The sequence below is a fragment of the Mycobacterium sp. 2YAF39 genome, assembly GCF_052114565.1.
Classification (GTDB): domain Bacteria; phylum Actinomycetota; class Actinomycetes; order Mycobacteriales; family Mycobacteriaceae; genus Mycobacterium.
Genome location: NZ_JBFREZ010000004.1, coordinates 43,074 through 67,570 on the forward strand (window position 1 = coordinate 43,074; position 24,497 = coordinate 67,570).

Annotated in this window: 24 protein-coding genes and 2 pseudogenes; 11 read left to right on the forward strand and 15 right to left on the reverse strand. The window is 66.8% G+C overall.

Annotated elements, in window-relative coordinates:
- Positions 1-21 precede the first annotated feature (21 nt).
- Both AB4Z42_RS13190 and AB4Z42_RS13195 read left to right on the forward strand, forming a co-directional pair.
- Entirely contained in the window at positions 22-1,143 is a 1,122-nt protein-coding gene (locus tag AB4Z42_RS13190; protein ID WP_442009638.1) for an L-talarate/galactarate dehydratase, read from the forward strand.
- Positions 1,140-1,730 (forward strand): annotated as a pseudogene (locus tag AB4Z42_RS13195) (FadR/GntR family transcriptional regulator); the annotation flags it as partial. The gene AB4Z42_RS13190 and the pseudogene AB4Z42_RS13195, both read left to right, overlap by 4 nt.
- On the opposite strand, the gene AB4Z42_RS13200 reads toward AB4Z42_RS13195, so the two are convergent.
- The 5 genes from AB4Z42_RS13200 to AB4Z42_RS13220 all read right to left on the reverse strand — a co-directional run bounded on the left by AB4Z42_RS13200 (position 1,620) and on the right by AB4Z42_RS13220 (position 7,518).
- Positions 1,620-3,299: a tripartite tricarboxylate transporter permease gene (locus AB4Z42_RS13200; protein WP_442009639.1), complete on the reverse strand. Its 1,680-nt coding sequence runs from the start codon at positions 3,297-3,299 to the stop codon at positions 1,620-1,622. The pseudogene AB4Z42_RS13195 and the gene AB4Z42_RS13200 overlap by 111 nt on opposite strands.
- A 12-nt stretch (positions 3,300-3,311) precedes the next feature.
- On the reverse strand, positions 3,312-3,860 hold the full coding sequence (locus AB4Z42_RS13205) for a tripartite tricarboxylate transporter TctB family protein (RefSeq protein WP_442009640.1): 549 nt from the start codon (positions 3,858-3,860) through the stop codon (positions 3,312-3,314).
- A gap of 3 nt (positions 3,861-3,863) precedes the next feature.
- Positions 3,864-4,895, reverse strand: coding sequence for a tripartite tricarboxylate transporter substrate binding protein (locus tag AB4Z42_RS13210; RefSeq protein WP_442009641.1), 1,032 nt, complete (start codon positions 4,893-4,895; stop codon positions 3,864-3,866).
- A 158-nt stretch (positions 4,896-5,053) separates the two neighbouring features.
- The gene (locus AB4Z42_RS13215) at positions 5,054-6,850 is read right to left on the reverse strand and encodes an acyl-CoA dehydrogenase (RefSeq protein ID WP_442009642.1); all 1,797 of its coding nucleotides are present in this window, start codon (positions 6,848-6,850) and stop codon (positions 5,054-5,056) included.
- An 8-nt stretch (positions 6,851-6,858) separates the two neighbouring features.
- Positions 6,859-7,518, reverse strand: coding sequence for a TetR/AcrR family transcriptional regulator (locus tag AB4Z42_RS13220; protein ID WP_442009643.1), 660 nt, complete (start codon positions 7,516-7,518; stop codon positions 6,859-6,861).
- Positions 7,519-7,659: 141 nt separating this feature from the next.
- Here AB4Z42_RS13220 and AB4Z42_RS13225 point away from each other — a divergent pair.
- Positions 7,660-7,770, forward strand: a pseudogene (locus AB4Z42_RS13225) (CAP domain-containing protein); the annotation flags it as partial.
- Here AB4Z42_RS13225 and AB4Z42_RS13230 read toward each other — a convergent pair.
- On the reverse strand, positions 7,755-8,396 hold the full coding sequence (locus tag AB4Z42_RS13230; RefSeq protein WP_442009644.1) for a DUF3159 domain-containing protein: 642 nt from the start codon (positions 8,394-8,396) through the stop codon (positions 7,755-7,757). The pseudogene AB4Z42_RS13225 and the gene AB4Z42_RS13230 sit on opposite strands and share 16 nt — an antisense overlap.
- 110 nt (positions 8,397-8,506) lie before the next feature.
- Here AB4Z42_RS13230 and AB4Z42_RS13235 point away from each other — a divergent pair, with 110 nt between their 5' ends.
- The 4 genes from AB4Z42_RS13235 to AB4Z42_RS13250 are packed head-to-tail and all read left to right on the forward strand — an operon-like array spanning position 8,507 to position 13,524.
- Positions 8,507-10,030, forward strand: a complete 1,524-nt coding sequence (locus AB4Z42_RS13235; protein WP_442009645.1) for a Re/Si-specific NAD(P)(+) transhydrogenase subunit alpha — start codon at positions 8,507-8,509, stop codon at positions 10,028-10,030.
- A gap of 3 nt (positions 10,031-10,033) precedes the next feature.
- Positions 10,034-11,479, forward strand: a complete 1,446-nt coding sequence (gene pntB, locus AB4Z42_RS13240; RefSeq protein ID WP_442009646.1) for a Re/Si-specific NAD(P)(+) transhydrogenase subunit beta — start codon at positions 10,034-10,036, stop codon at positions 11,477-11,479.
- Positions 11,480-11,488: 9 nt separating this feature from the next.
- On the forward strand, positions 11,489-12,373 hold the full coding sequence (locus AB4Z42_RS13245; RefSeq protein ID WP_442009647.1) for an EamA family transporter: 885 nt from the start codon (positions 11,489-11,491) through the stop codon (positions 12,371-12,373).
- A gap of 11 nt (positions 12,374-12,384) precedes the next feature.
- Positions 12,385-13,524, forward strand: a complete 1,140-nt coding sequence (locus AB4Z42_RS13250) for an acyl-CoA dehydrogenase family protein (RefSeq protein ID WP_442009648.1) — start codon at positions 12,385-12,387, stop codon at positions 13,522-13,524.
- On the opposite strand, the gene AB4Z42_RS13255 is transcribed toward AB4Z42_RS13250, so the two are convergent.
- The 3 genes from AB4Z42_RS13255 to AB4Z42_RS13265 are packed head-to-tail and all read right to left on the reverse strand — an operon-like array spanning position 13,514 to position 16,287.
- The gene (locus AB4Z42_RS13255) at positions 13,514-14,413 is read right to left on the reverse strand and encodes an alpha/beta fold hydrolase (RefSeq protein WP_442009649.1); all 900 of its coding nucleotides are present in this window, start codon (positions 14,411-14,413) and stop codon (positions 13,514-13,516) included. The two genes, AB4Z42_RS13250 and AB4Z42_RS13255, sit on opposite strands and share 11 nt — an antisense overlap.
- A gap of 42 nt (positions 14,414-14,455) precedes the next feature.
- Entirely contained in the window at positions 14,456-15,643 is a 1,188-nt protein-coding gene (locus AB4Z42_RS13260) for a sensor histidine kinase (RefSeq protein ID WP_442009650.1), read from the reverse strand.
- A 2-nt stretch (positions 15,644-15,645) separates the two neighbouring features.
- Positions 15,646-16,287: a response regulator gene (locus AB4Z42_RS13265; protein ID WP_442010033.1), complete on the reverse strand. Its 642-nt coding sequence runs from the start codon at positions 16,285-16,287 to the stop codon at positions 15,646-15,648.
- Positions 16,288-16,500: 213 nt separating this feature from the next.
- Between AB4Z42_RS13265 and AB4Z42_RS13270 the strand changes: the two genes are divergently transcribed.
- A complete protein-coding gene (locus AB4Z42_RS13270) occupies positions 16,501-16,749 on the forward strand; it encodes a hypothetical protein (RefSeq protein ID WP_442009651.1) in 249 nt (82 codons plus the stop codon).
- Here AB4Z42_RS13270 and AB4Z42_RS13275 read toward each other — a convergent pair whose 3' ends face one another.
- Positions 16,750-17,283, reverse strand: coding sequence for a nuclear transport factor 2 family protein (locus AB4Z42_RS13275; RefSeq protein WP_442009652.1), 534 nt, complete (start codon positions 17,281-17,283; stop codon positions 16,750-16,752).
- Between the two features lie 46 nt (positions 17,284-17,329).
- On the opposite strand from AB4Z42_RS13275, the gene AB4Z42_RS13280 reads away from it, so the two are divergent.
- From AB4Z42_RS13280 to AB4Z42_RS13290, 3 genes are read left to right on the forward strand one after another with little or no spacing between them, the layout of a single operon-like run.
- Positions 17,330-18,562, forward strand: coding sequence for an acyl-CoA dehydrogenase family protein (locus AB4Z42_RS13280; RefSeq protein ID WP_442010034.1), 1,233 nt, complete (start codon positions 17,330-17,332; stop codon positions 18,560-18,562).
- On the forward strand, positions 18,559-19,362 hold the full coding sequence (locus tag AB4Z42_RS13285; RefSeq protein ID WP_442009653.1) for a tyrosine-protein phosphatase: 804 nt from the start codon (positions 18,559-18,561) through the stop codon (positions 19,360-19,362). The genes AB4Z42_RS13280 and AB4Z42_RS13285 overlap by 4 nt, the downstream gene beginning before the upstream one ends.
- Before the next feature lie 24 nt (positions 19,363-19,386).
- Entirely contained in the window at positions 19,387-20,667 is a 1,281-nt protein-coding gene (locus AB4Z42_RS13290) for a glycosyltransferase (protein WP_442009654.1), read from the forward strand.
- Positions 20,668-20,682: 15 nt separating this feature from the next.
- Here the strand turns inward: AB4Z42_RS13290 and AB4Z42_RS13295 are convergent, their stop codons facing one another.
- The 5 genes from AB4Z42_RS13295 to AB4Z42_RS13315 are packed head-to-tail and all read right to left on the reverse strand — an operon-like array spanning position 20,683 to position 24,492.
- The gene (locus AB4Z42_RS13295) at positions 20,683-21,168 is read right to left on the reverse strand and encodes a DUF456 domain-containing protein (protein ID WP_442009655.1); all 486 of its coding nucleotides are present in this window, start codon (positions 21,166-21,168) and stop codon (positions 20,683-20,685) included.
- A 15-nt stretch (positions 21,169-21,183) separates the two neighbouring features.
- The gene (locus tag AB4Z42_RS13300) at positions 21,184-21,933 is read right to left on the reverse strand and encodes a methyltransferase domain-containing protein (RefSeq protein ID WP_442009656.1); all 750 of its coding nucleotides are present in this window, start codon (positions 21,931-21,933) and stop codon (positions 21,184-21,186) included.
- A gap of 23 nt (positions 21,934-21,956) precedes the next feature.
- The gene (locus tag AB4Z42_RS13305; protein WP_442009657.1) at positions 21,957-22,661 is read right to left on the reverse strand and encodes a haloacid dehalogenase type II; all 705 of its coding nucleotides are present in this window, start codon (positions 22,659-22,661) and stop codon (positions 21,957-21,959) included.
- Positions 22,661-23,629 carry an NADPH:quinone oxidoreductase family protein gene (locus AB4Z42_RS13310; protein ID WP_442009658.1) on the reverse strand — a complete coding sequence of 323 codons (969 nt, stop codon included), beginning with the start codon at positions 23,627-23,629 and terminating at the stop codon, positions 22,661-22,663. Before AB4Z42_RS13310 ends, AB4Z42_RS13305 begins: the two co-directional genes overlap by 1 nt.
- Positions 23,629-24,492, reverse strand: coding sequence for an SDR family oxidoreductase (locus AB4Z42_RS13315; RefSeq protein ID WP_442009659.1), 864 nt, complete (start codon positions 24,490-24,492; stop codon positions 23,629-23,631). Before AB4Z42_RS13315 ends, AB4Z42_RS13310 begins: the two co-directional genes overlap by 1 nt.
- Between the last annotated feature and the right edge of the window lie 5 nt (positions 24,493-24,497).

Genomic DNA, 24,497 nt, shown 5'->3' on the forward strand with positions numbered 1-24,497 from the left:
GACTTGTTCTAGGAGCTCCTCATGTCCGACCGCGTTCGTCACATCACGCTTTCCCATGTCGTGCTCCCGCTGGCCAACCCGGTCAGCGACGCCAAGGTCCTCACCGGCAGGCAGAAGCCGCTGACGGAGACCGTGCTGCTGTTCGCCGAAGTCACCACCGAACAGGGCGTGGAGGGCATGGGCTTCAGCTACTCGAAACGCGCAGGCGGACCGGCGCAGTTCGCCCACCTCGCCGAGATCGCCGACACCGCGATCGGGGCCGACCCGTCCGACATCGACCGCATCTACCAGTCACTGCTGTGGGCGGGCGCTTCGGTGGGCCGATCCGGTGTGGCCACCCAGGCGATCGCAGCGCTCGACGTCGCGCTGTGGGACCTCAAGGCCCGACGGGCCGGACTCCCGTTGGCCAAGCTCATCGGCGCGCACCGTGACTCGTGCCGCGTCTACAACACCTCCGGAGGCTTCCTGCAGGCCTCTGTCGCGGAGATCAAGGAGAAGGCGACCGCCTCGCTCGCGTCCGGCATCGGCGCCATCAAAATCAAAGTGGGGCAACCGGACTGGAAGACCGACCTGGATCGGGTGGCGGCCATCAAGGAGCATCTCGGCGACACCCCGCTGATGGTCGACGCCAACCAGCAGTGGGACCGGGATCGGGCCCGCCGGATGTGCCGTGAACTCGAACGTTACGACCTGGTGTGGATCGAGGAACCGCTGGACGCGTGGGATGCCGTCGGGCACGCGGACCTCAGCCACATCTTCGACACCCCGATCGCGACGGGCGAGATGCTCACGTCCGTGCCCGAACACATGGCGCTGCTGGACGCCGGCTACCGCGGCATCGTCCAGCCCGACGCACCACGGATCGGCGGCATCACCCCGTTCCTGCGCTTCGCCACGCTGGCCGCCCACGCCGGGCTGGCCCTGGCCCCGCACTACGCGATGGAGATCCACCTGCACCTGGCGGCGACGTATCCCACCGAGCCGTGGGTCGAACACTTCGAATGGCTCAATCCACTGTTCAACGAGCGCATCGACATTCACGATGGCCGGATGTGGTTACCCGACCGGCCGGGCCTCGGCTTCACACTCAGCGACCAGATGCGCGCACTCACCAAGGAGACCGCTCAGTTCGGCGCCCCATGACGACGACACTGGCCGCGCGTGTGGTCTCGGGGTTGAAGGACAAGATCCTCGCGGGCGAACTGCCCGCGGGTCACAAGCTCCCGTCGGAGGCCGAACTCATCGAGGAGTTCGGGGTGTCGCGCACCGTCGTCCGCGAAGCGGTGACCCGGCTGCGCGCCGAGGGCCTGGTCGAAACCTTCCACGGCCGTGGATCATTCGTCCTCACCGTCCCCGAACCGACGTCGTTCACCGTGCAATCCGCCGCGATCCGCACCCACCAGGACGTGCTCGACGTGATCGACTTCCGGCTCGGGGTCGAGACGGAGGCCGCGGCGCTGGCGGCGGCCCGGCTGGACGCGGCGGGCCGCGGCACGATCCAGTCGGCGATGGACGCCTTCGTCGCTGCGGCACCCGAAGATGCCGTCGAAGCCGACTTCCGGTTTCACCGGGCTATCGCGGCGGCCACCGGCAACCGCTTCTACGTGGACCTGCTCGACTCACTCGGGCCGATGATGATCATGCTTCCCCGTATGCGGCTGGGTGACTCCTACTCGCTCACCGACTCCGGGCACGTCGACCGGGTCCGGCGGGAGCACGACAACATCGTCTCCGCCATCCTCGCCGGTGACCCCACCGCCGCCCGTGCCGCGATGCGTGTCCACCTCGCCAACTCCCGCCGCAGGCTCGACCCGCGCTGACGCGCGCCGCTTCCACAGCAGTCGGATCAGTGGCAGCAGGATCAGGGCCGCGAAGACCGCGAGAATGACGCCCGAGATCGGCCGGGTCACGAATCCCGTTGGGTCACCGCCGAAGATGAGCAGGGACCGTCGCGTGCTCGACTCGATGATCGATCCGAGGACGAAGGCCAGCACCATCGGACCGGGATCGAATCCCGCCTTCTTCATCAGGTAGCCGATGATGCCGAACGCCACCATCAGGTAGATGTCGAACACCGAATTGTTGATGGTGTAGACGCCGAGGATCGTGATCAGCGCGGTGATCGGCGCCAGGATCGCGGGCCGGATCTTCAGAATCCGCACGAACAGGCCGACCAGCGGGATGGACAGGATCAGCAACAGGATGTTGCCGATGTACATCGAGTTGATGACTCCCCAGAAGACATCCGGGTGTTCGTCGACCAACTGCGGACCAGGTGACACACCGAGGATCAGTAGCGCACCGAACAGCATCGCCATCGTGGCGTTGGCGGGCAATCCGATCGTGAGCAGCGGAATGAACGACGAGGTGGCCGCGGCGTTGTTCGCGGTCTCCGGCGCGGCGACGCCCTCGACCGCGCCGCGCCCAAATCGTTCGGGATTCTTGGAGATTCGCTTCTCGGTGGCGTAGGCCACGATCGAGGAGAGCACGGCGCCGCCGCCGGGGAGCACACCGAGGACGAAGCCGATGATCGAGCCGCGGCCGATGGCTCCCGATGACTGTTTGAGGTCTTTGCGGGACGGCCACACATTGCCGACTTCGGCGGGGACGTGCTTCTTACCGTGCCGTTGCTCGAGGTTGTAGAGGATCTCGCCCACCCCGAACAAGCCCATCGCCACCACCACGAAGTCGATCCCGTCGGCGAGCTGCAGGCTGTCGAACGTGAACCGCGACGCCCCGGTGAAGGTGTCGCGCCCGACCGTGGCCAGCAACAGGCCCACCGTGCCGGCGATCAGCGCCTTGAGCTTGTTGCCGCTGCCGATCGTGGCGACCAGCAACACGCCGAGCAGCGCAAGGGCGGCGTATTCCGGCGGTCCGAAGTCCAGCGCGATGCTCGCGACAACCGGAGCCAGCAGGGTGAGCCCGATGATCGAGATCGTCGCTCCCACAAAGGAACCGATCGCTGCGATGCCAAGGGCGGTACCCGCCTTGCCCTGTTTGGCCAGTGCGAACCCGTCGAACACGGTGACAACCGACGACGCCTCACCGGGCAGTCGCAGCAGGACCGAGGTGATGGTGCCGCCGTACTGGGCGCCGTAGTAGATCCCGGCGAGCATGATGATCGCCGAAACCGGATCGATGGTGTAGGTGATGGGCAGCAGGATCGCGATGGTGGCCGCCGGCCCCAGCCCCGGCAGGACGCCGATGATCATGCCGATCAGCACGCCGACGAGGCAGTAGAGCAGATTCTTGGGCTCGACGACGAGGGCGAACCCGTCGAGGAATGCGGTGAGGTCCATGGTTCGGGTCGCTTACAGTGCAATCAAGTGGGGCAACGGGATTCGCAGCCCATAGAGGAACAGGAAGTAGAAAGCCGCGACGGTCACCACACTGATCACCACCGTGTTGCGCCAGCTTTCGCCGCCGAGGAACTTCAGCCAGATCACGCACAGCGCCAGCGCGGGAATCTCGAATCCGGTCATGGGCATCAGCACGCCGAACGCGACGAAGGTGATGACACCGACGACGGGAAGCACACTGCTTCGCGTGAACGCCTCGGCATCTGTCAGCCCGCGGCCGACGACCAGGAGCACCGCCGACATCGCCGCGATCAGAACGCTGATGACGAACGGCCACAACCCGGGACCCGGCTCACTGAGTGAACCGAGACCGTATCCGGCCGAGAGCACGGCCCCTGCGATGCCGATCGCGACACCGACCAGTGCGCCGGCGATCTGGTAGGAGGGGCCACCGGCGGGTGGCCGCTCCTCCTCCATCTCGTGGGCGACCTCGGCCTCGAGTTCGGCGAGGATGTCGCGGGTGTGCGGATGCGGGGTCTTGTCGGATACGGCATCGTTCATGGTCTAGCCCTCGTCGCGCAGGTTGATGCCGTACTGCTTGACCAGGTCCTCGTACCGCTTCTTGTCGGACTGCAGCTGCGCGAGAACCTCGTCGCCCGAAAGTTCCATCGGGGTCAGGCTGTTCTGCTTGTTGAAATCCTTGTAGCTCTGGGTCGCAAACGTGGTCTTCATACCTTCGGCGATCTTGTCCTGGATCTCCTGGGGTGTGCCCTTGGGGACCGTCATGAAGCGGTACTGCGTCACCTCGACATCGAGCCCCTGCTCCTTGGCGGTCGGCACGTCCGGCAGGTATTCGATGCGATCGGGGCCGAACACGGCCAGCGGGGTCAGCTTGCCGGACTGGATGTTCTCGATGGCCTCGCCGACCTGAATGCTCGCCACGTCGACCTGGTTTCCGAGCACCGCAGCCAGCGCGGGTGCGCCGCCGTCGAACGGAACGGCTTGGGACTCAACGTTGCTCGTCTTGAACAACAGGGCGGCGGACAGTTGCGCGCCGGTGCCGACTCCGGTGGTTCCGTAGCGGATGACGCGGTTGGCCTTCTTGATGTCGTCGAGCGTGCGGAAGCCGCTCGCCGGATTGGTCACCAGCACGTAGTCGTCGCGGGACACCCCCTGCACCACGTCGAAGTCGTCGATGTTGGTGACCTCGTCGGGGCTGACGGCCATCGGCGTGATGGTGAACAGCGATGCGTTCTGGATGGCGATGATCGAGCCGTTCGGTTCCGCCTTGGCGACCTCGGCGGCGGCGAGCGCACCGTTGGCGCCTTCGCGGTTGATGACCGGGAACGACGCTTTGAGGCTGTCGCTGAGGCCCTTGGAGACCGCGCGGCTGATCAGGTCGCTCGAACCGCCCGCGGATGCGCCGACGTACATCTCGACGGCGCCGGACGGATATGAGTCACCACCGCCGCCTCCGGTCGAGTTCTGAACGCCGCTACAGCCGGTGAGCGCCAGTCCGGCGGCGGCCGCGACGGCCAGGCCGGTGCGCACGCGGTTGCGGCGGAACGTGTGGTGGGCAGTCTGGTTTGCAGACATGGAATCACTCCTCATCGTGTGACTTCCTGTGTGGCTTCACTGTGTGACCGGACGCCCACGGCGTGGCGAAAAGTGGTCGTTGTCACTCCACGGTAGGAAACGGCAGTGATACCTGTCCAACCCTCTTATCGCATTACTTGATGCGCTTTGGGTATCAGTCAGAACCAGGCGTCGCGCATGTCCAGCGTCGTGCGGTCCAGTGCCGCGAGCAGATCGAGCGCGGGACCGGTCTTGGGCAGTTCACTGCGGAAGAAATACCGCGCGGCGTGCCGTTTGCCGTCGTAGAAGTCGCCCGTGCGGCCGTTGCAGGCCACCACCTGCTCCAGCCAGATCCAGGCGACGACGATGTGGCCGAACGCCTCGAGATACGCCACGCTGTTGGCGAGGGCGGCATCGATGTCACCGGATGCGAACATCGACGCGGTCACCTCGACCAGACGTTGCCACGACGTGCGCAGGTCCTCTGCCATTTCGGCGGCATCTCCGCCCGCGGCGGTCGCGGCCCCGATCGTGCCGTCTATGGCCGCCCCCAGTGCCGCCAGACTGGCACCACCGCGCTGAGTTACCTTGCGGCCCAACAGGTCCAGGCTTTGAATGCCGTGGGTTCCTTCGTGGATTGGGTTGAGCCGGTTGTCGCGGTAGTGCTGTTCGACGTCGTATTCACGGGTGTAGCCGTAGCCGCCGTGGACCTGGATCGCCAGGCTGTTGGCCTCCAGACACCACTGAGACGGCCAGCTCTTACCTACCGGTGTGAGGATGTCGAGCAACAGCGTCGCCGCATCGCGCTCGGCATCGCTTTCCGCACTGTGCTGCAGGTCGACGAGCTTGGCGCAGTACAGCAGCAGCGCCATCCCGCCTTCGACATATGCCTTCTGCGCCAACAGCATCCGCTTCACGTCGGCGTGTTCGATGATCGGGATCTGCGGCGTCGTCGGATCCTTGGCCGTCACCGGCCTGCCCTGTGGACGTTCGCGGGCATACTCCAGCGATTTGAGGTATCCCGTATAGCCCAGCGACACCGCGCCCATCCCGACACCGAGGCGTGCCTCGTTCATCATCGTGAACATGTAGGTGATGCCGCGGTGCGGTTCGCCGACGAGATAACCGACCGCGCCGGGCTCGCCGCCGGGGCGGAAGCGACCCTCGCCGAAGTTCAGCACCGTGTTGGTGATACCCCGCTGCCCCATCTTGTGGTTCAGCCCCGCAAGCACGACGTCGTTGCGCTCACCCACCGAACCATCTGGCCCCACAAGGTATTTGGGCACGATGAACAGCGAGATCCCCTTGGTACCCGCCGGCCCGCCCGGGATCTTGGCGAGCACCAGGTTGACGATGTTGTCGGTGAGCTCGTGTTCGGCGCCGGAGATCCACATCTTCGACCCGAACAGCCGGTAGGTGCCGTCCGCCTGCGGTTCGGCCCGCGTGAGGACGTCGGCCAGCGACGATCCGGCCTGTGTCTCGGACAGGGCCATCGTCCCGGAGAACCGCCCAGCCAGCATGGGCGGCAGGAACGCATCGATCTGGTCGGGGGTGCCGAACTTCGCGATCAGGTTGGCGTTGGCCATGGTCAGCATCAGATAGCCGGTCGTGCTGACGTTGGCCGCGGAGAACCAGGCGAAGCCGGCTTCGGCGACCGTGAAGGGCAGCTGCGATCCGCCCAACTCACCGTCCATCGTCATCCCGACGAGGTCCGCCTGGGTGAACGCGTCCAGCGCTTCTTTGACCTCACCGATGACCGTGACCTTCTCACCGTCGAACTGCGGCTCGGTGGCGTCGCTCTTCTTGTTGTGCGGCGCGAAATACCGGGTCGCCAACTGCTCGCACAAATCCAGCACGGCGTCGAACGTCTCGCGTGAATGCTCGGCGAAACGAGTCCGCTTCGTCAGCTCGTCGACCTGAAGCCATTCGTAAAGCAGGAAGTCGAGGTCGCGGCGTGACAGCAGGTTCGACTTCATCGCGACGGCTAGTTGGCCGCGCTGATGTTCACGCCGAGCGGCTCGGACTCCCGCACCGCCTCGTCGCGGATCAGCCCGCGCAGCAACGCGGTGCTGAACTCGACGGCGATCTCCTGTGCCGTGCGCCTGCCATGCGGCCTCAGCCAGCGGTAGGAACCGAGCGTCATCCCGATGTAGCCGAGAGCGAGCACGTGGCTGTCACAGTCGTAGAACTCGCCGCTGGCGATGCCGCGGTCGATGACGTCGCGCACATGCTCGTAGACCTGCGACTCCTTCTCACGGATGTAGGCGACCTGTTCCTCGGTGAACCACTCGGTGATGTACGGCCCCTCCTGGAAGTACACCGCCGCCCGCTCGATGTCGCTGGCGATGCCGACGAGCAGCCGTCTTGTGAAGTGGTAGATGGTCTCCCTGGCCGACGCCGACGGGTCGTCGTGCAGAGCGTCCACCGTGAAGTCGGCCGCACCTTTGTAGATGTCGTAGAGGATCAGCGACTTGCTGGCGTAGTAGTGATACACCGTGGCCTTGTTCAGGCCGACGGCGTCGGCGACATCATCCATCCGGGTGCCGTGATACCCCCTGGCGGCGAAGAGCTTTGTGGCGACGGCCAACAACTCTTCCCGCCGTGACATCCCGTTGCTCGGGACGGCGGATGACGAGGCGGTCATGGCGACTCACTATAGGCAGGGCCGGAGCGGGCGTCCGGGTATCAATCAACTGGTTGGCTAGTTTATGTGTAGAGGCTGTCGCCGCCATGGCAGCGGGTCTAGACTCGACCGTGGACCAGCCGCGACGCGAGAGGTGATGACGTGGATCCCAACCCGGATTATGACGCGAGCGATGAGATCGAGTACGGCGCGAACTGGTTCGCCTGGATTTTGCGCGGTGTGTATCCGCCGCCCGCCTATCCCCCCGTTTGAGCAGTCGCACGCGGTAACGCGCGGATGGCCACCCGGATGGCCAGGTAAATCACCGATGAGGTGACCAGGAAGATCGGCCAACCCATCGCGACGCGGGCCACCGCGAGCAGCCCCTCCTGATTCGTGTCGTACAGATAGTTCTGCACCAGAAATCGCGCCCATGACGCCGTCGCCATCACGGCGGTCGCTATGTCGAACGCCCACCGGACCCGCGGCACCGTGCGCCACGCGCCGTCCCGCCCCGTCACCCACGCCCACCCGATACCGACGAGTGGCCTGCGGATCAGGATCGAGCCGGTGAACGCGATCGCCAGGCCCAGATACATCCAGATGCCGGGCAGATAGAAATCCTTGGCCTTGCCGGTGATGAACGCGAACGCCGCACACACCGATACCGCCGCGAAACCGAACAGCGCCGGGCGGACTGATTCTCGCCGGAACAGCTGCCAGACCAGGATGATCGACCCCACGCTGACCGCGGCGATGATCGCCGTGGCGAGGCCGGTGACCGCGTTGGTCACGGCGAATGTGGTCACCGGCAGCGCCGTGTAGACCAGGCCCCGGATCCCGCCCGCGCGAACCAGCAAGGCGGCGGCCGGCGACCTGGATTCGGCCTTCACGTTCATTACGACGTACTTTACGTGGAACTCGGCCGCCCCCCGATCCACGGATAAGCGCACTACTTACCGCTGGAGGGGCACGCGGGCCGGCAAGGGGAGGATGGGAGACTTTTCGCATGATCATCGGGATACCTCGCGAGTCCCACGGGGGTGAGACGCGGGTAGCCGCCACGCCGCAGACCGTCGGAGCGCTGCTCAAATTGGGCTACTCCGTTGTCGTCGAATCGGGCGCAGGCGCTGCTTCCAGCTTCGCCGATACGGCCTACGTCGAGGCGGGCGCCGAGATCGGTGACCCGTGGGGTGCGGACATCGTTCTCAAGGTCAACGCCCCCGCCGATGATGAGATCGCAGCGCTGCGCGACGGCGCGACACTGGTCAGCCTGATCTCCCCGGCCCTGAATCCCGAGCTCGTCGAGAAGCTGTCCGCTCGCCCGATCACGGTGCTGGCGATGGACGCCGTTCCGCGTATCTCGCGGGCGCAGTCGCTGGACGTGCTGTCGTCGATGGCGAACATCGCCGGGTACCGCGCAGTCGTCGAGGCCGCGCACGCCTTCGGCCGGTTCTTCACCGGTCAGGTGACCGCGGCGGGCAAGGTCCCGCCTGCCAAGGTGCTCGTGGTCGGGGCGGGGGTGGCCGGGCTGGCGGCCGTCGGCGCGGCAGGCAGCCTCGGCGCGATCGTCAAGGCCACCGATCCGCGGCCCGAGGTCGCCGATCAGGTCAAGTCCCTCGGCGGCGAGTACATGTCCGTCGATCCGGCGGCTGCCGAGGTGTCGGCGACCGGCTACGCCAAGGAGATGGGCGACGACTACAAGGCCCGAGAGGCCGCGCTGTACGCCGAGTTGGCTTCCGACGTCGACATCATCATCACCACCGCGCTGATCCCGGGTAAGCCCGCGCCGCGCATCATCACCGCGGACATGGTCGCGTCGATGAAGCCGGGCAGCGTGCTCGTCGACATGGCCGCCGCCAACGGCGGCAACGTCGAGGGCACCGTCAAGGATCAGGCGGTCGTCACCGACCACGGCGTGACGATCATCGGTTACACCGATCTGGCCGGGCGCCTGCCCGCCACGGCCTCGCAGCTTTACGGCACCAACCTCGTGAATCTGCTCAAGCTGCTGACGCCGGAGAAGGACGGGCAGCTCACCCTGGACTTCGACGACGTCGTGCAGCGGTCGGTGACCGTGGTCCGCGATGGCGAGACCACCTGGCCACCACCTCCCGTGCAGGTGTCGGCGGCGCCGGTGGCGGCCGCCGCGGCCCCGGTCGAGCACAAGCCTGCCAAGACACCGATGACGACGGGACGCCGGCTGGGCGTCACCTTCGCCGCCGCGGCCGTTCTGTTCGCGCTGATCGCACTCTCGCCCGCCGCGCTGCAGATACACCTGACGGTCTTCGCGCTGGCGATCGTCATCGGCTACTACGTCATCGGCAACGTGCATCACGCACTGCACACGCCGCTGATGTCGGTGACCAATGCGATCTCCGGCATCATCGTCGTCGGCGCGCTACTGCAGATCGGCCACGGGGATGTGGTGATCACCGCGCTGGCCACCGCAGCGATCCTGCTCGCCAGCATCAACGTCTTCGGTGGCTTTGCGGTGACCCGCCGCATGCTGGCGATGTTCTCGAGGAGCTAGCTGATGTTTACGATAGAGACCACCGCCACCGCGGCCTACGTCGTCGCCGCCCTGTTGTTCATCCTGGCACTTGCAGGCCTGTCCAGGCACGAGACATCAAGGGCGGGAAACAGTTTCGGAATCGCCGGGATGGCCGTGGCGCTACTCGCGACCATCGCGCTCGCGCTGACCCGGCACATCGAACCGCTGGGCCTCGGCCTGCTGGTCGGCGCGATGGCCATCGGAGCGGCGATCGGCCTGTGGCGCGCCAAGGTCGTCGAGATGACCGGCATGCCCGAGCTCATCGCGCTGCTGCACAGCTTCGTCGGCCTGGCCGCCGTGCTTGTCGGCTGGAACGGCTATCTGCACATCGAGGGTGATGCCGCGGGCGCCGAAGCGCTGCAGCTCGGCACCGAAGGCATGCTCGGCATCCACTCCTCCGAGGTCGTCATCGGCGTCTTCATCGGTGCGGTGACGTTCACCGGTTCGATCGTCGCCAACCTGAAGCTCTCGGCCCGGATCAAATCCGCCCCGATGATGCTGCCCGGCAAGAACTTCCTCAACGTCGGGGCGCTGGTGGTCTTCGCCGCGCTCACCGTGTGGTTCGTGATCGACCCGCAGCTGTGGCTGCTGATCGTCGTCACGGTGCTCGCGCTGCTGCTGGGCTGGCACCTCGTCGCGTCGATCGGCGGCGGCGATATGCCCGTCGTGGTGTCGATGCTCAACAGCTATTCGGGCTGGGCCGCGGCGGCGTCGGGCTTCCTGCTGTCCAACGACCTGCTCATCGTCACCGGGGCGCTGGTCGGCTCCTCCGGTGCCTATCTGTCCTACATCATGTGCAAGGCGATGAACCGCTCGTTCATCTCGGTCATCGCAGGCGGCTTCGGCATCGAGGCCGGGCCCGCCGACGACAAGGACTACGGCACCCACCGCGAGATCGACGCCGAGAGCGCGGCCGAACTGCTGGCGTCGGCCAGTTCGGTGATCATCACCCCGGGCTACGGCATGGCCGTCGCCCAGGCCCAGTACGGCGTCGCCGACCTGACGCGCAGGCTGCGCGACCGCGGCGTCAACGTCCGGTTCGGCATCCACCCCGTCGCGGGCCGGCTGCCCGGCCACATGAACGTGCTGCTGGCCGAGGCGAAAGTGCCCTACGACATCGTGCTGGAGATGGACGAGATCAACGACGACTTCGGCGACACCGACGTCGTGCTGGTGATCGGTGCCAACGACACCGTCAACCCGGCGGCCTCAGAGGACCCGACCAGCCCGATCGCCGGTATGCCCGTGCTCACCGTCTGGAACGCCAAGAACGTCATCGTGTTCAAGCGGTCCATGGCGTCGGGCTACGCGGGAGTGCAGAACCCGCTGTTTTTCCGGGAGAACACCCAGATGTTGTTCGGCGACGCCAAGGACCGGGTGGATGCGATCAACTCCGCACTCTCCGAAGCGGTTTCCGCCGGTCACTAGCGTTTCGCCGTGACGATCCGATCCCGCGTGCCCGCGTGGTCGGTGCCGCTGTACTTCGTCGTCGGCGCGGTGTCGCAGTACATCGGGGCTGCGCTGGGTGTCTACCTGTTCGAGACCACGGATCCGGCGGCGGTGGCCTGGCTGCGCTGCGCCGCCGCCGCTGTCGCGCTGGTGCTGTGGCGACGACCGTGGCGCGTGCGGTGGACGCGCCGCGGGCTCGCCGTCGCGGCCGGGTTCGGCATCGTCACCGTGGCAATGAATGTGGCGTTCTTCGAGGCGATCGCGCGGATCCCGCTCGGCACTGCGGTCGCGATCGAGTTCATCGGGCCGGTGTCCGTGGCGACCATCGGCTCTCGCCGGCCACGCGATCTGCTGGCTGTCCTCCTGGTGGCCGGTGGTGTTGCACTGCTCGCAGGCGTGCAGGCGGGGGTGGACCCGCTCGGCGTCGGCTTCGCGCTGTTGGCCGCCGCACTGTGGGCGGGCTACATCCTGCTCGGGAAGCGCGTCGCCGATGCGGGCGCCGGACTCGACTCGCTGACAGTCGGCATGGCGTCCGCCGCGGTGCTGCTGGCCGCGCCGCTGCTCGCCCATCAAGTGGTGTCCGACCCATCCACGTTCGCCGAGCCGAGGACGTGGATCCTGGCGGTCGGCATCGGCGTGTTGTCGACCGCGATCCCCTACGCCCTCGACCAAGTGGTGCTGACCGCCGTCGGACGAGCCCGCTTCGCGCTGCTGCTGGCGCTACTTCCGGGCACGGCTGCCGTGATCGGGGCCCTCTTACTGGCGCAGCGGCCCACGCTAGCCGAGGTGTCCGGCATAGCCCTGGTGATGGTCGCGCTCGTCATCAGCGCGCACGGCGACCAGGCCGGGCAGGCTCCGGTGCCCGGAAACTAGGATGCCCAACTATGGCCGTTGACCGGTTGTTACCCACCCAGGAAGCCAACGAGCTGATCGCGCTGACACGCGATGTAGCCGACAAGGTGCTCGATCCGATCGTCGACGCCCATGAGAAGGCCGAGACATATCCCGACGGGGTATTCGGTGCGCTCGGCGCGGCGGGGTTGTTGAGCCTTCCGCAGCCCGAGAAGTGGGGCGGCGGCGATCAGCCCTTCGAGGTGTACCTGCAGGTGCTCGAGGAGATCGCGGCGCGGTGGGCGGCGGTGGCGGTCGCGGTCAGCGTACACAGCCTGTCGTCGCATCCGCTGCTGGCGTTCGGCAGCGACGACCAGAAGCGGCGGTGGCTGCCCGGCATGCTGTCCGGCGAGCAGATCGGGGCGTACAGCCTCTCCGAACCGCAGGCGGGGTCGGATGCGGCGGCGCTGCAGTGCAAGGCGGCCAAGGCCGATGGCGGCTACGTGCTCAACGGATCGAAGTCGTGGATCACCCACGGCGGGCGTGCGGACTTCTACACGTTGTTCGCCCGCACCGGCGAAGGGGCAAGGGGCATATCGTGTTTCCTGGTGCCGGGCGATCTGCCCGGGCTCAGCTTCGGCAAGCCCGAGGAGAAGATGGGGCTGCACGCCGTGCCCACCACGGCAGCGTTCTACGACCAGGCGCACATCGACGAGGACCGGCTGATCGGCGACGAGGGCCAGGGGCTGACCATCGCCTTCAGTGCACTGGACTCGGGCCGGCTCGGCATCGCCGCGGTCGCCACGGGGCTGGCGCAGGCCGCGCTGGACGAAGCGGTCCGCTACGCGAACGAACGAACGACGTTCGGACGCAAGATCATCGACCACCAAGGGCTCGGATTCCTGTTGGCGGATATGAGTGCCGCGGTCGTGAGCGCGCGGGCGACCTACCTCGATGCCGCGCGCAGACGTGATCTCGGCCTTCCGTATTCGGCGCAGGCCAGCGTCGCCAAGCTGGTCGCCACCGATGCGGCGATGAAGGTCACCACCGATGCCGTGCAGGTGTTCGGCGGTGTCGGCTACACCCGTGACTACCGTGTCGAGCGCTACATGCGCGAGGCCAAGATCATGCAGATCTTCGAGGGCACCAACCAGATTCAGCGACTGGTCATTGCGCGGGGTCTCACTGAATGAATTCCGTTATGGCGTTCACGAACTCGCCAGGGGATTCGACAAGTGGGCTGTGCCCCACCCCGGGGATGATCGTCGGGGTCAGCCCCGCCTCGCGGTAACGCTCGACGTTGGCCGCGGTCGGAGTCAGGACGTCGTGCTCACCCCAGACGACGAGCACCGGTTTCCCGAGTCCGGCGAGACGGTCCGCCGTCGCGCGCTGATCGCCCTGCTTGCCCGAATCGCACACACCGGTGTGCGTGAGCTGCTCCAGCGAGCGATGCGCCAGCGCGGGCACCGGATAGTCGGCGGCGAAACCCGTCTGCAGTGCACTGTCGGTGATGGCGTCCACGGGCCGTAGGCGGTCCACGAGGGGACCGATGATCGGCGTGCAGGCCAGTCCGGCCAGCGCGGAGGACTCGACCAGGTCCTCGGCGGCGGGAGTATCGGAAATCGCTACGCGCTCAACACGTTCCGGGTTCTGTTCGGCGAGCGCTGTAGCCACAAGCCCGCCCATCGAATGCCCAACCAGCACCGCGCGCCGAACGCCGAGGGCATCCAGTGCCCGGCGCACGGCCTCAGCCTGCCCGTCGACGCTGTAATCCCCGGCATCACGCGGGGCCTCGGACCCACCGTGTCCGACGAGATCGACGGTGATCACCCGCTGACCGGGAAGAGCGGCGGCGACACGGTCCCACCACTGAACCGACGCCGAATACCCGTGCAGCAGCACCACCGCACGATCGGAAGCTGGTCCGAACTCCTTGACGTTGAGGTCCGGGCCGTCGAGTTCGAGCACCCGGCCACCGTCGAAAGCCTCCGCAGGACGCGTAGACCTCGTGACCACGAGTGCGTTCACCACCAGCGCCGCAACAACGACGGCGATCGCGATCGCCACGATCCGCCACTTCATCGGCGCGACGCTACCGGCGATGACACGTTGGGCGCCAACGATTTATTGCGTCGCGTCGTCTTCCGGGGGCGATGTGGCCGTCACCTGTGTGCCGCGACCCGCCACCGAGTCGATCTCCATCGCGCCGCCCATCGCGTCGAACCGCGCAAGCAGCGAGCCCAGGCCGATGTGCCCGTCGGCGACGTAACTCGCCACCATCGCGGGATCGAATCCCTTTCCGTCGTCGGTGATGGTCAGCACGACCCGCCCCGCCCGGCGCGTAAGTCCGATCTGGACGGTGCTCGCACGCGCGTGCTTTCCGATGTTGGCAAGCAGTTCCCTTGCCGCCCGGTACAGCAGCTGCTGAGAGTCCGGCTTCCCGACGTCGTCGAGATCGGCTTCCACCGTGTAGTCCCCTCGAGACTCGAACTGCCGCAACAGTTCTCGTATCGCCGGTGTCAAACCCAGCTGGGCGAGCACCTGCGGATGCAACTCGGTCACCGTCGAGCGCAACGCCGCGGCGGTCTGCTGCAACGCGGCGTGCACGGCTTCGAGCGCGGGATCGTCATTGCGTTCGCGGACTTCGTCGAGGTCGAGGCGCGCCGCCAGCAGCGTTTGCAACGGGCCGTCATGCAGATGCTCGGCGACTTCCCTGTTGTGTCGCTCATCGGCCTGCATCGCCTCGGACACCAACTGCCGACGCACATCCTGCAGCTTCGTGACACGTGCACGACGCCACACCAGCACCAGGCACAGCGCGGTGGTGGCGGCCGCCGCCCACAGCAGGAACCCGAAGTGGGTGTACACGAGGTCGGGCATGCCGACGGTGTCGTCGCGCTTGGAGTACACGATCCACACCGCCAGATAGCAGAGGGCAGTGCCGGTTCCGAGGATCGCGGTGAGCATCGGCCGGTCCTGGAACGCCACCGCGACCGGCAGCAGGAAGAACACCGGCAGCAGCGCCGCGGTCGCTCCGCCGGACACCAGGCAGAGCACCACCACGACGAGGACGTCGAATGCCGTCGACGACCAGTCCGCCCAACGGGGCACCGGGCCGCGCAACACGACGATCAGCCACACCACGGCAGCGGCGGCGTAGACCCCAAGCACCACCTCGTACACCTCAGGCAGCCAGTGGTCGACCTCCCACGTCCACACCAGCAGGCCGATCAGCGCGATCAACGGCAGCCGCAGAAAGGCGGTGACGCGCACGGGTTCCGCCGCGAGATAACCGGCGAGGCGGTCCAGCACCGCTAGTCCAGCAGCTTGCGCCGCATCGCCTCGGCGACGGCGGCGGCCCGGTCATTCACGCCGAGCTTCTCGTAGAGGCGTTGCACATGGGTCTTGACGGTCGACGGCGCCAGGAACAGCTCCTTGGCCATCGCCGGAATGCTTCCTCCGGCCGCGATCAGCTTGAGCACTTCGCGTTCGCGCGGGCTCAGCACCGGCCCTTCGGGCTCGGCGCGCTTACGAATCTCGCCGGCCAGCCCCGCCGCGAGGCTCGGTGCCACGACGTCACGGCCCTTGGCGCAGTCGAGCACGGCGTTCACGAGTTCAGAGCGGCTCGACTCCTTGGGCAGGAATCCGGCTGCGCCTTCCTGCAGAGCACGGAAGACGATCGCCGACTCGTCGTGTGCGGAGATCAGCAACACGCGGGTGGGCAGTTCGTCGCGCACCACCGCGGCGGCTACTTCGGCGCCGTCCATCCCGGGCATGCGGTAGTCCAGCAGGGCCACCTGCGGCAGATGCGTGCGAATCGCCTCCAGGGCCGACAAGCCGTCGTCGGCCTCGGCGACCACCTCGATCGACCCGCTGGATACCAGCGCGCGCACGACACCGTCGCGGAACATCGGGTGATCGTCACCCACCACCACACGCACTTTTTCGCTGGTCAGGCCTGTCGACACAGCTGTCAGCTTCGCACAGCCACCTGTGCAATTCCTCGCTATTCGCAACGGCTCGCCGTTCCCCCGATCGGGGGACAACGGAATCCCCCGGTCACCGGTCGATCAGCGGACAGACGCGGCGGCTTGACCGGGCGATAGTTGATTCAACGCCGGAGCAGCCGGCAGGGCAGATCAAGAGCCCCGACCAGACAGGACACTCACATGACCGCCAGCCGAACCTTCGCCAAGTATTTCGCCCTTCCGGTCATCGCCACGGGGATCCTCGGCGGAGCCGCGCTCGGCCTGGCGGGTATGGCCAACGCAGGCACCTACTCCTACCAGCCGGTGCCGCGTCCGGGCCTCGTCGCCACCCCGAACACCATCGCCCATCCGCCGGTCATCGTGCTGCCCCGCCATCGCGGTTACCAGGGCGGCGGAGGGCTCGTCATCGACCTGGGCTCGGGCGAGTAATCACCAGAGCGGGATCTCGAACCCGTGCTCGGACTCAGGTCGCGGACCGAAGTACCGACGCTGCGCCTCCTCGATCTTCACGTCGTTGATGCTGGCCTCCCGGCGGGCCATCAGGCCGTCGCCGCTGAACTCCCACAGTTCGTTGCCGTAGCTGCGGTACCACTGGCCGTCGGCGTCCCGGCATTCGTACTGGAACCGCACGGCGATGCGATTCTCGTGGAAATCCCAGAGGCTCTTGCGCAACGCATAGTCGAGTTCGCGCTGCCACTTCTGGGTGAGGAAGGCGACGATCTCGCCGCGCCCGACGACGTGCACGTCGCGGTTGCGCCACTGCGAGTCGGGCGTATAGGCCAGGCTGACCCGCTGCGGATCTCGGGTGTTCCAGGCGTCCTCGGCGGCCTGAACCTTCTGGATAGCGGTCTCGCGCGTGAAGGGCGGGAACGGTGGACGGCTCTCGGGCGGGAAGGGTGGGAGATGCTCGGGCGGGAAGGGTGGGAGATGCTCGGGCGGGAAGGGTGGGAGATGCTCGGTCATCACCCCATTGTCGGCACCGTTTAATGTGACTGGCATGGACTTCGCGATGTCGGCCAAGGGTCAGGACCTCCACGATCGGCTCAGCGAGTTCATGACCGAGTTCGTGTTCCCGGCCGAGAAGGACTACGAGGCGTACCGGCACGAGAAGGGTCCCGACGACCACACCGTCCCTCCGGTGATCGAGGACCTCAAGAAGCTGGCCCGCGACCGCGGCCTGTGGAACCTGTTCCTTCCCTCGGAGTCGGGGCTGACCAACCTCGAGTACGCACCGCTGGCCGAGCTGACCGGGTGGAGCATGGAGATCGCGCCCGAGGTGACCAACTGCGCGGCTCCCGACACCGGAAACATGGAGACACTGCACCTGTTCGCAACCGAAGAGCAGAGTAAGCAGTGGCTCGAGCCGCTGCGCAACGGTGAGATCCGCAGCGCCTTTGCGATGACGGAGCCCGCGGTGGCATCCAGCGACGCGCGCAACATCCAGACGACCATGCTGCGCGACGGCGACGACTACGTCATCAACGGCCGCAAGTGGTGGATCTCCGGCGCGGCCGACCCGCGCTGCAAGATCCTCATCGTGATGGGCCGCACCAATCCCGACGCGGCCAGCCATCAGCAGCAGTCGATGATCCTGGTTCCGATCGACACCCCCGGGGTGGAAGTCCTTCGGTCGCTTCCCGTTTTCGGCTGGCAGGACCAGCACGGGCACTGCGAGATCACCTTCGACAACGTGCGGGTGCCCGTCGCGAACCTGCTCGGCGAAGAGGGCGGCGGCTTCGCCATCGCCCAGGCCCGCCTCGGGCCGGGACGTATCCATCACTGCATGCGCGCCATCGGCGTCGCCGAGCGCGCGATGGCATTGATGGTCGACCGGGTCAACACGCGCATCGCGTTCGGTAAACCGCTCGCCGATCAGGGTGTGGTGCAGCAGCAGGTTGCGCAGTCCCGCAACGAGATCGAGCAGAGTCGCATGTTGTGTCATAAGGCGGCATGGACCATCGACCAGCACGGCAACAGGAGCAAGGACGCCCAGCAGCTGGTCGCGATGATCAAGTCGGTGGCGCCGCAGATGGCCTGCAACGTCATCGACCGAGCCATCCAGGTGCACGGCGCCGCAGGCATCAGCGACGACACCGTGCTGGCCCGGCTCTACGGCTGGCACCGCGCGATGCGCTTGTTCGACGGGCCCGACGAGGTGCACATGCGGACCATCGCGCGTGCCGAACTCGGCAGGGAGAAGTCAGCTTTCGCGGCTGCCGTGACTGCAGGATCATCTCGGTGACCCCGGACCCTGACGCCCTGTCAGGGGCGTGGAATTTCCGCGACATCGCCGAGGAGACGGGCATCCGGCCGGGCCGCTTCTTCCGGTCCAGCGAGTTGAGCGGGCTCGACGACTCCGGGCGGGCGGCGCTGCTCGGCTTAGGCATCACCGATGTCGCAGACCTGCGGTCGGATCGCGAGGTCGAACGCCGTGGCGAGGGTCAAGTGCCCGGCGGTGTCGTGATTCACCGCCTACCGTTCCACGAACTCGCCAAACCGGGCTCGGAGGCGCCGCACGAGCAGAGCTTCCAACGGATGATGACCGAGAAGGACGACGACGAGGATGTCGCTGTCGCGGCCGGCCGGTTCATGACCGAGGAATACCAGAACTTCCCGGGGCTGGCTGGTGCGCAATTGGCTGTGCGGCAGGTCATTTCGATGCTGACCGAGGGCCGGCCGGTCATCACGCATTGCTTCGCGGGTAAAGACAGGACCGGCTTCACCGTGTCGACGGTGTTGGAGGCGGTAGGGGTCGATCGCGATGCGATCATGGCCGACTTTCTGCGCAGCAACGCCGCGGTGCCCCAACTGCGGGAGAGCATTCTCGAATCGATTCGCAATCGGGCCGACGACACCACCGACGAGATGGTGACCTTCGCCGAGGCGCGGCTCACCGAGGAGGTGCTCGGCGTCCGCGAGGGATACCTGGACACGGCGCGCAAGGCGATCGAGGACAACTTCGGCGGCTTGACGGGCTACCTCGAAGCCCTCGGCGTCACCGACGCCGATCTCGCGAAGCTGCGGGTGTCACTGCTTGGCTGATACGGGAATTCCTTGCCTCGCATCGTGATAGCGGCCAGCCCGCTGGCAGGCCACGTCCTGCCGATGGCGCTGATCGGTGCACACCTCCGCCAGGTCGGGCACGACGTCGTCATGCTCACGGACGACGATCACCGCGGCGTAGTGGAGCGCTCCGGCCTGACGTTCGAGCGACTTGACCCGGACGCCGGCGTGCGCTCACCGACACCGGCATCGAAGATCGACCGACTGCTGCCGGAGCTGTTCCGCCGTTACTCCCTCGGCAGAAGCGATGTCCGATCCACCTTCATCGCCCCACTCGCCGCGCAATACCGAAGCCTCAACGCGGCTGTCGACTCACACGCTGCAGACGCCGTCCTCGTCGACCTTGCGTTCACTGGAGCCCTGCCTCTCCTCGCCACGAATCCGCGCCCCTCGGTGCTGGTATGTGGTGTCGGCCCAATGACCTTGACGAGTGCTGACACCGCGCCGTTCGGGATGGCCTGGCCGCCGAGACCGGGGATGGACTACACCGGCATGCACACCGTCGTCAATCGAGTTCTGTTCCGCGACATAGAAAAACAATTCGACAGCGCGCTGCGAGCTGTCGGTGGACGGTGCCCGGTACCTCTCATGGATTGGCCACGACTGGCGGACCGACTGGTGCAGCTGACAGTCCCCGGTTTCGAGTACCCTCGACGCGACCTCGCACCGAACGTCGAATTCGTCGGGCCCGTCCTGCCCGACAGCGAAGCAGAGCGGTTCGAGGAACCGTCCTGGTGGAGCGAAATCATCAGAGCCCGGACGGTGGTCCACGTCACCCAGGGCACACACGACAACGGCGATCTCGACCAGCTCATCGGACCGACGCTCGCAGCGTTCGCCGGTGAGGCCGACGTCGTCGTCGTCGCGACAACGGGTCAGCGCACAGGTCAGCGTCTGTCGTTCGACGTGCCGGCCAACGCTCATGTCGTCGCGTGGCTGCCTTACTCCGCTCTGCTTCCGCACGTCGACGTGATGGTCACGAACGGCGGATACGGCGGGGTGCACCACGCTCTGAGGTACGGCGTACCCGTGGTGGTAGCCGGCGAATCGGGCGACAAGGCCGAAGTGGCCGCTCGCGTGGCGCATGCCGGCGTGGGCGTGAACCTCAAGACGGCGCATCCCGATGCCGCTCGAATTTCGGCCGCCGTCCGTAGCATCGGCGATGAGCATCGCGCCGCTGCTCGACGGCTCGGCCACCAGATCTCGCAGACGGCGCCGTTCGACACGATCGCCGACACCCTCGCCCAGGAGCTGTCCAAACAACAGTCGGCCCCCGGTCGCTGATCCGACCAGCGGCGGCTACTCGGTCACATAAACGCCGAGAACCCATGCGACGGTGGCGAGCAACGCCCCGGCCAGCTCGACACCCATGGACAGTGCGACACCCTTCAGCGCGTGCTTGGTCGACGTCCACGCCAGTCGCTGATCGCCCCTGGTCGCCCACTCCGCCAGGTAGATGCCCAAAACGAAGCCGATCACCAGGCCGATCACGGGGATCACGAAGAAGCCGATGATGCCGAGCACGCCACCGGCCACCAGGCTGCGCGTGCGCACGTCGGCGGCCCGCATCCGCTTCACGGGCCACGTGTACTTGATCAACATGGACGCGCCAAGCAACGCGGTCACCACGCCGAGCGTCACCCAGCCGGTCACGCTGTGCTCGACGACCGCCCACACCGCGATCGCGGCGAACACCAGCAGCGTGCCAGGCAGGAGCGGCACCACGATGCCGATGATGCCCACCGCGATGGCGAGCGCTACTCCGATGATGCCGCCGGTACCCACGACACGAATCTAGTGTCAGGGGCGTCTGGCGCGCACCCACTGGATGTTGCCGAGGGTCTTGGTCCGCACGCCGACGAGTCCCAGGTCTTCGAAGGAGTCGCCGAGCTCGTCTTCGGCAAAGAAGTGCACTCCGCCGTTGGGCAGCAGGCGCAACAGCTCGCCGCCGCGGCCGACCGTCGGCACCATGATCGCCACCCGGCCGCCGGGTTTCAGCACGCGCACGATCTCGGCCAGTGTCGTCGTCGGATTCGGGATGAGCTGCAGCACGGCCAGCGAGATGACGGCGTCGAACGTCTCGGTGCGGAAGGGCAGCTGTTGGGCGTCGGCGCGAAGGAACCCGACGTTGTCCGCGGCGTTGGCGCCGACCGCACGGGCCAGCATGGGCTCGGAGATATCGACGCCGAGTGCGAGGCCCTCCGGCCCCGCCGCACCGCCCAGTGCCGCCGTCACGTTCCCGGGTCCGCTACCGACGTCGAGCGCGACGCCGCCTGCCGGGATGCTCAGCCAATCGATCGGCAGCTGCCAGGCGCTGACGACCCTGCGAGCCAGCGCTTGCGCATTGTCGTAGAGCATCGAACCGAGCCCGGAGGCCCACGCCGCCTGGATCGCGCCGGTGTTCTTCGGCGGCGCGACGTCGGTCTCGGGGAGATGGCCGAGCAGGTCCAGGTAGCCCAAGCTGGCGTCGGGATGGGCGGGCGGATAGGCGAGCAGGTCCAGCGCCCTGCGGATCGCCTGCGGAAGATCGGTGGTCACTTGGTCGGTCACGCTTCCACGCTACGCCGCGGTCATCAGGCACCGAGTTTGTCGGCGAGATCCAGAAAATCCGTTGCCGTGAAGTCGAATTCGCCGTCGGTGACCTTATGAGTTCGCTGGTTGGGGCCGTACTCGAGTGGTCGGGTGACGTATGCGGCCCGCAGGCCCGCCTGCTGGGCCGCCCGCAGGTCGCCCGGATGGGCCGCCACGAGCATCAGGTCGGCCGGCGGCACACCGAGGAGGTCGGCACACCCCAGATACGCCTCGGGGTCGGGCTTGTAATGGTGGAACAACTCCGCCGAGATCACGCAGTCCCACGGCAGTCCGGCGCGCTTGGCCATGTTCGTCAGCAGCGAGACGTTTCCGTTCGACAGCGTCGTGATGACGAAGCGCGACTTCAGCCGCGTCAGGCCCGCCACGCTGTCCGGCCACGGGTCGAGGCGGTGCCAGGCACGGTTCAGGTGCTCGAGGTCCGCGTCGCTGACGGTCGTGATCCTGGCTTCGCGGAGCAGGTCTTCGAGGATCATCCGGTGCAGGTCGTCGATCCGTGTCCACGGCAGCTCGCCGCGACGCACTCGGTCCATCGCCGGGAGGTATCCCTTTCGCCAGCGATCGGCGAAGGTCGCCCAATCCTGTACGACGCCATGGCTTTTGCCGAATGCCTCGAGTTCGGCGATGATGCTCGAGCGCCAGTCGACAACGGTGCCGAACACATCGAAGGCCAATGCTTGCGGACTCATTAGGGCTCCAACACCACCTTGCCGAGCACGCCGCCGTCCGCCAGGCTCTGCAGCGCATCCGCGCCGTCGGCCAACGGGAATCGCACCGGCGGTGGCGGTCGCAGACCAGCCCGGACCAGTTCTCCCACACCGAATTCGAAGAGAGCCTGCGCGCCTTCGGTGCGGTTGACGAACTCGCCGTACCCCACGCCGATGACCGACACGTTGCGCAGCAGCAATCGGTTGACCTTCACGGTGGGGATGCCGCCCCCGGACGCGAAGCCGATGACGAGCAGCCGCCCCTCGGTGGCCAGCGCACGAATCGCGTCGTCGAACGCGTCACCGCCGACGGGATCGACCACGAGGTCGACGCCGCGGCCATCGGTGTGGTCCTTGACCGCCTGCAACCAACCGTCGGCCAGCGGCAACACGACGTCGGCACCGAGTGACTTCACGAACTCCATGCCCTGCGGGCGGTGCACCACGGCGATCACCTTGGCGCCCAATGCCTTCGCGACCTGGATGGCGGCCGTGCCGACACCTCCGGCCGCCCCGAGCACCAACACCGTCTCGCCCTGTCGCAGTGCGCCGCGGCGGGCCAACGCGAAATACATCGTCTGGTAGTTGCCGAGCAGCGCGACGGCTTCGGCGTCGTCGAGATCGTCAGGAGTGGCCCGCAGGTTGGCGGGTGGAACCGCCACCTGCTCCGCCCAGCCACCGAGCATGGTCAGTGCCGTCACCCGTTGACCCGGCTTGAACTGCGACTCGTACGGCGCCGAACGCACGACGCCCGCCGCCTCCATCCCGGGGATGAACGGCGGCTCCAGCCGCAACTGGTACTCACCGCGCAGCAGCAGGAGGTCGGGAAAGCTCACCCCGGCGGCACCGACATCGACGACGACCACATCGTCATTGTCGGCGAGGTCTGGTACGTCGGTGTACGCCAACCCTGACGGTCCGGAAAGCTCCTGTGCGACAAGCGCCTTCACTAGCCGAGCGAGAACGTGGCGCGCTGCGCCGCGGACAGATCGGTGATCTCGCCCCACTTGCCCGCGACGTCATCGACCGACGGCACCTCGGTGAATGTCACGCCCTCATTCTGGAACAGCGCGGTGCGTTGCACCTTGCCGCCGCCGACGATGAACACCGATGCGGTCTCGGGGAGTTCCTCGGTGCACAGGTACGCGACCACGGGGGCGACGTACTCGGGGGTGAGCTTCTCGAATACCTCCGGAGGCAGGATGTCCTGCGTCATCCGGGTGGCCGCGATGGGCGCGACGGCGTTCGACTTGATGTTGTATTTCGCGCCCTCCTGGGCGAGCGTGTTGATCAGCCCGACGAGGCCGAGCTTGGCGGCGCCGTAGTTGGCCTGACCGAAGTTGCCGAACAGTCCGCTCGTCGACGTGGCCACCACGACGCGGCCGAAGTTGTTCTCGCGGAAGTGCGGCCACGCCGCGCGGATCACGTTGTAGCCGCCGTAGAGGTGGACCTTGAGCACGGCGTCCCAGTTCGCGAACTCCATCTTGTGGAACGTGCCGTCGCGCAGGATGCCCGCGTTACTCACCACGCCGTCGACCTTGCCGAACTCGTCGATTGCGGTCTTGATGATGTTCTCGGCGCCCTCGGATTCGGCGACCGAGTCGTAGTTCGCGACTGCACGGCCGCCGGCCGCCTTGATCTCGTTGACGACCTCGTCGGCCATGTTGTGGCCTGCGCCGGTTCCGTCGCGGGAGCCGCCGAGATCGTTGACGACAACGCTGGCGCCCTCTTTGGCGAGAGTCAGCGCGTACTCACGTCCGAGTCCGCCTCCGGCACCGGTGACGACGATGACGCGATCCTGCACTCCTGGCATGGGGT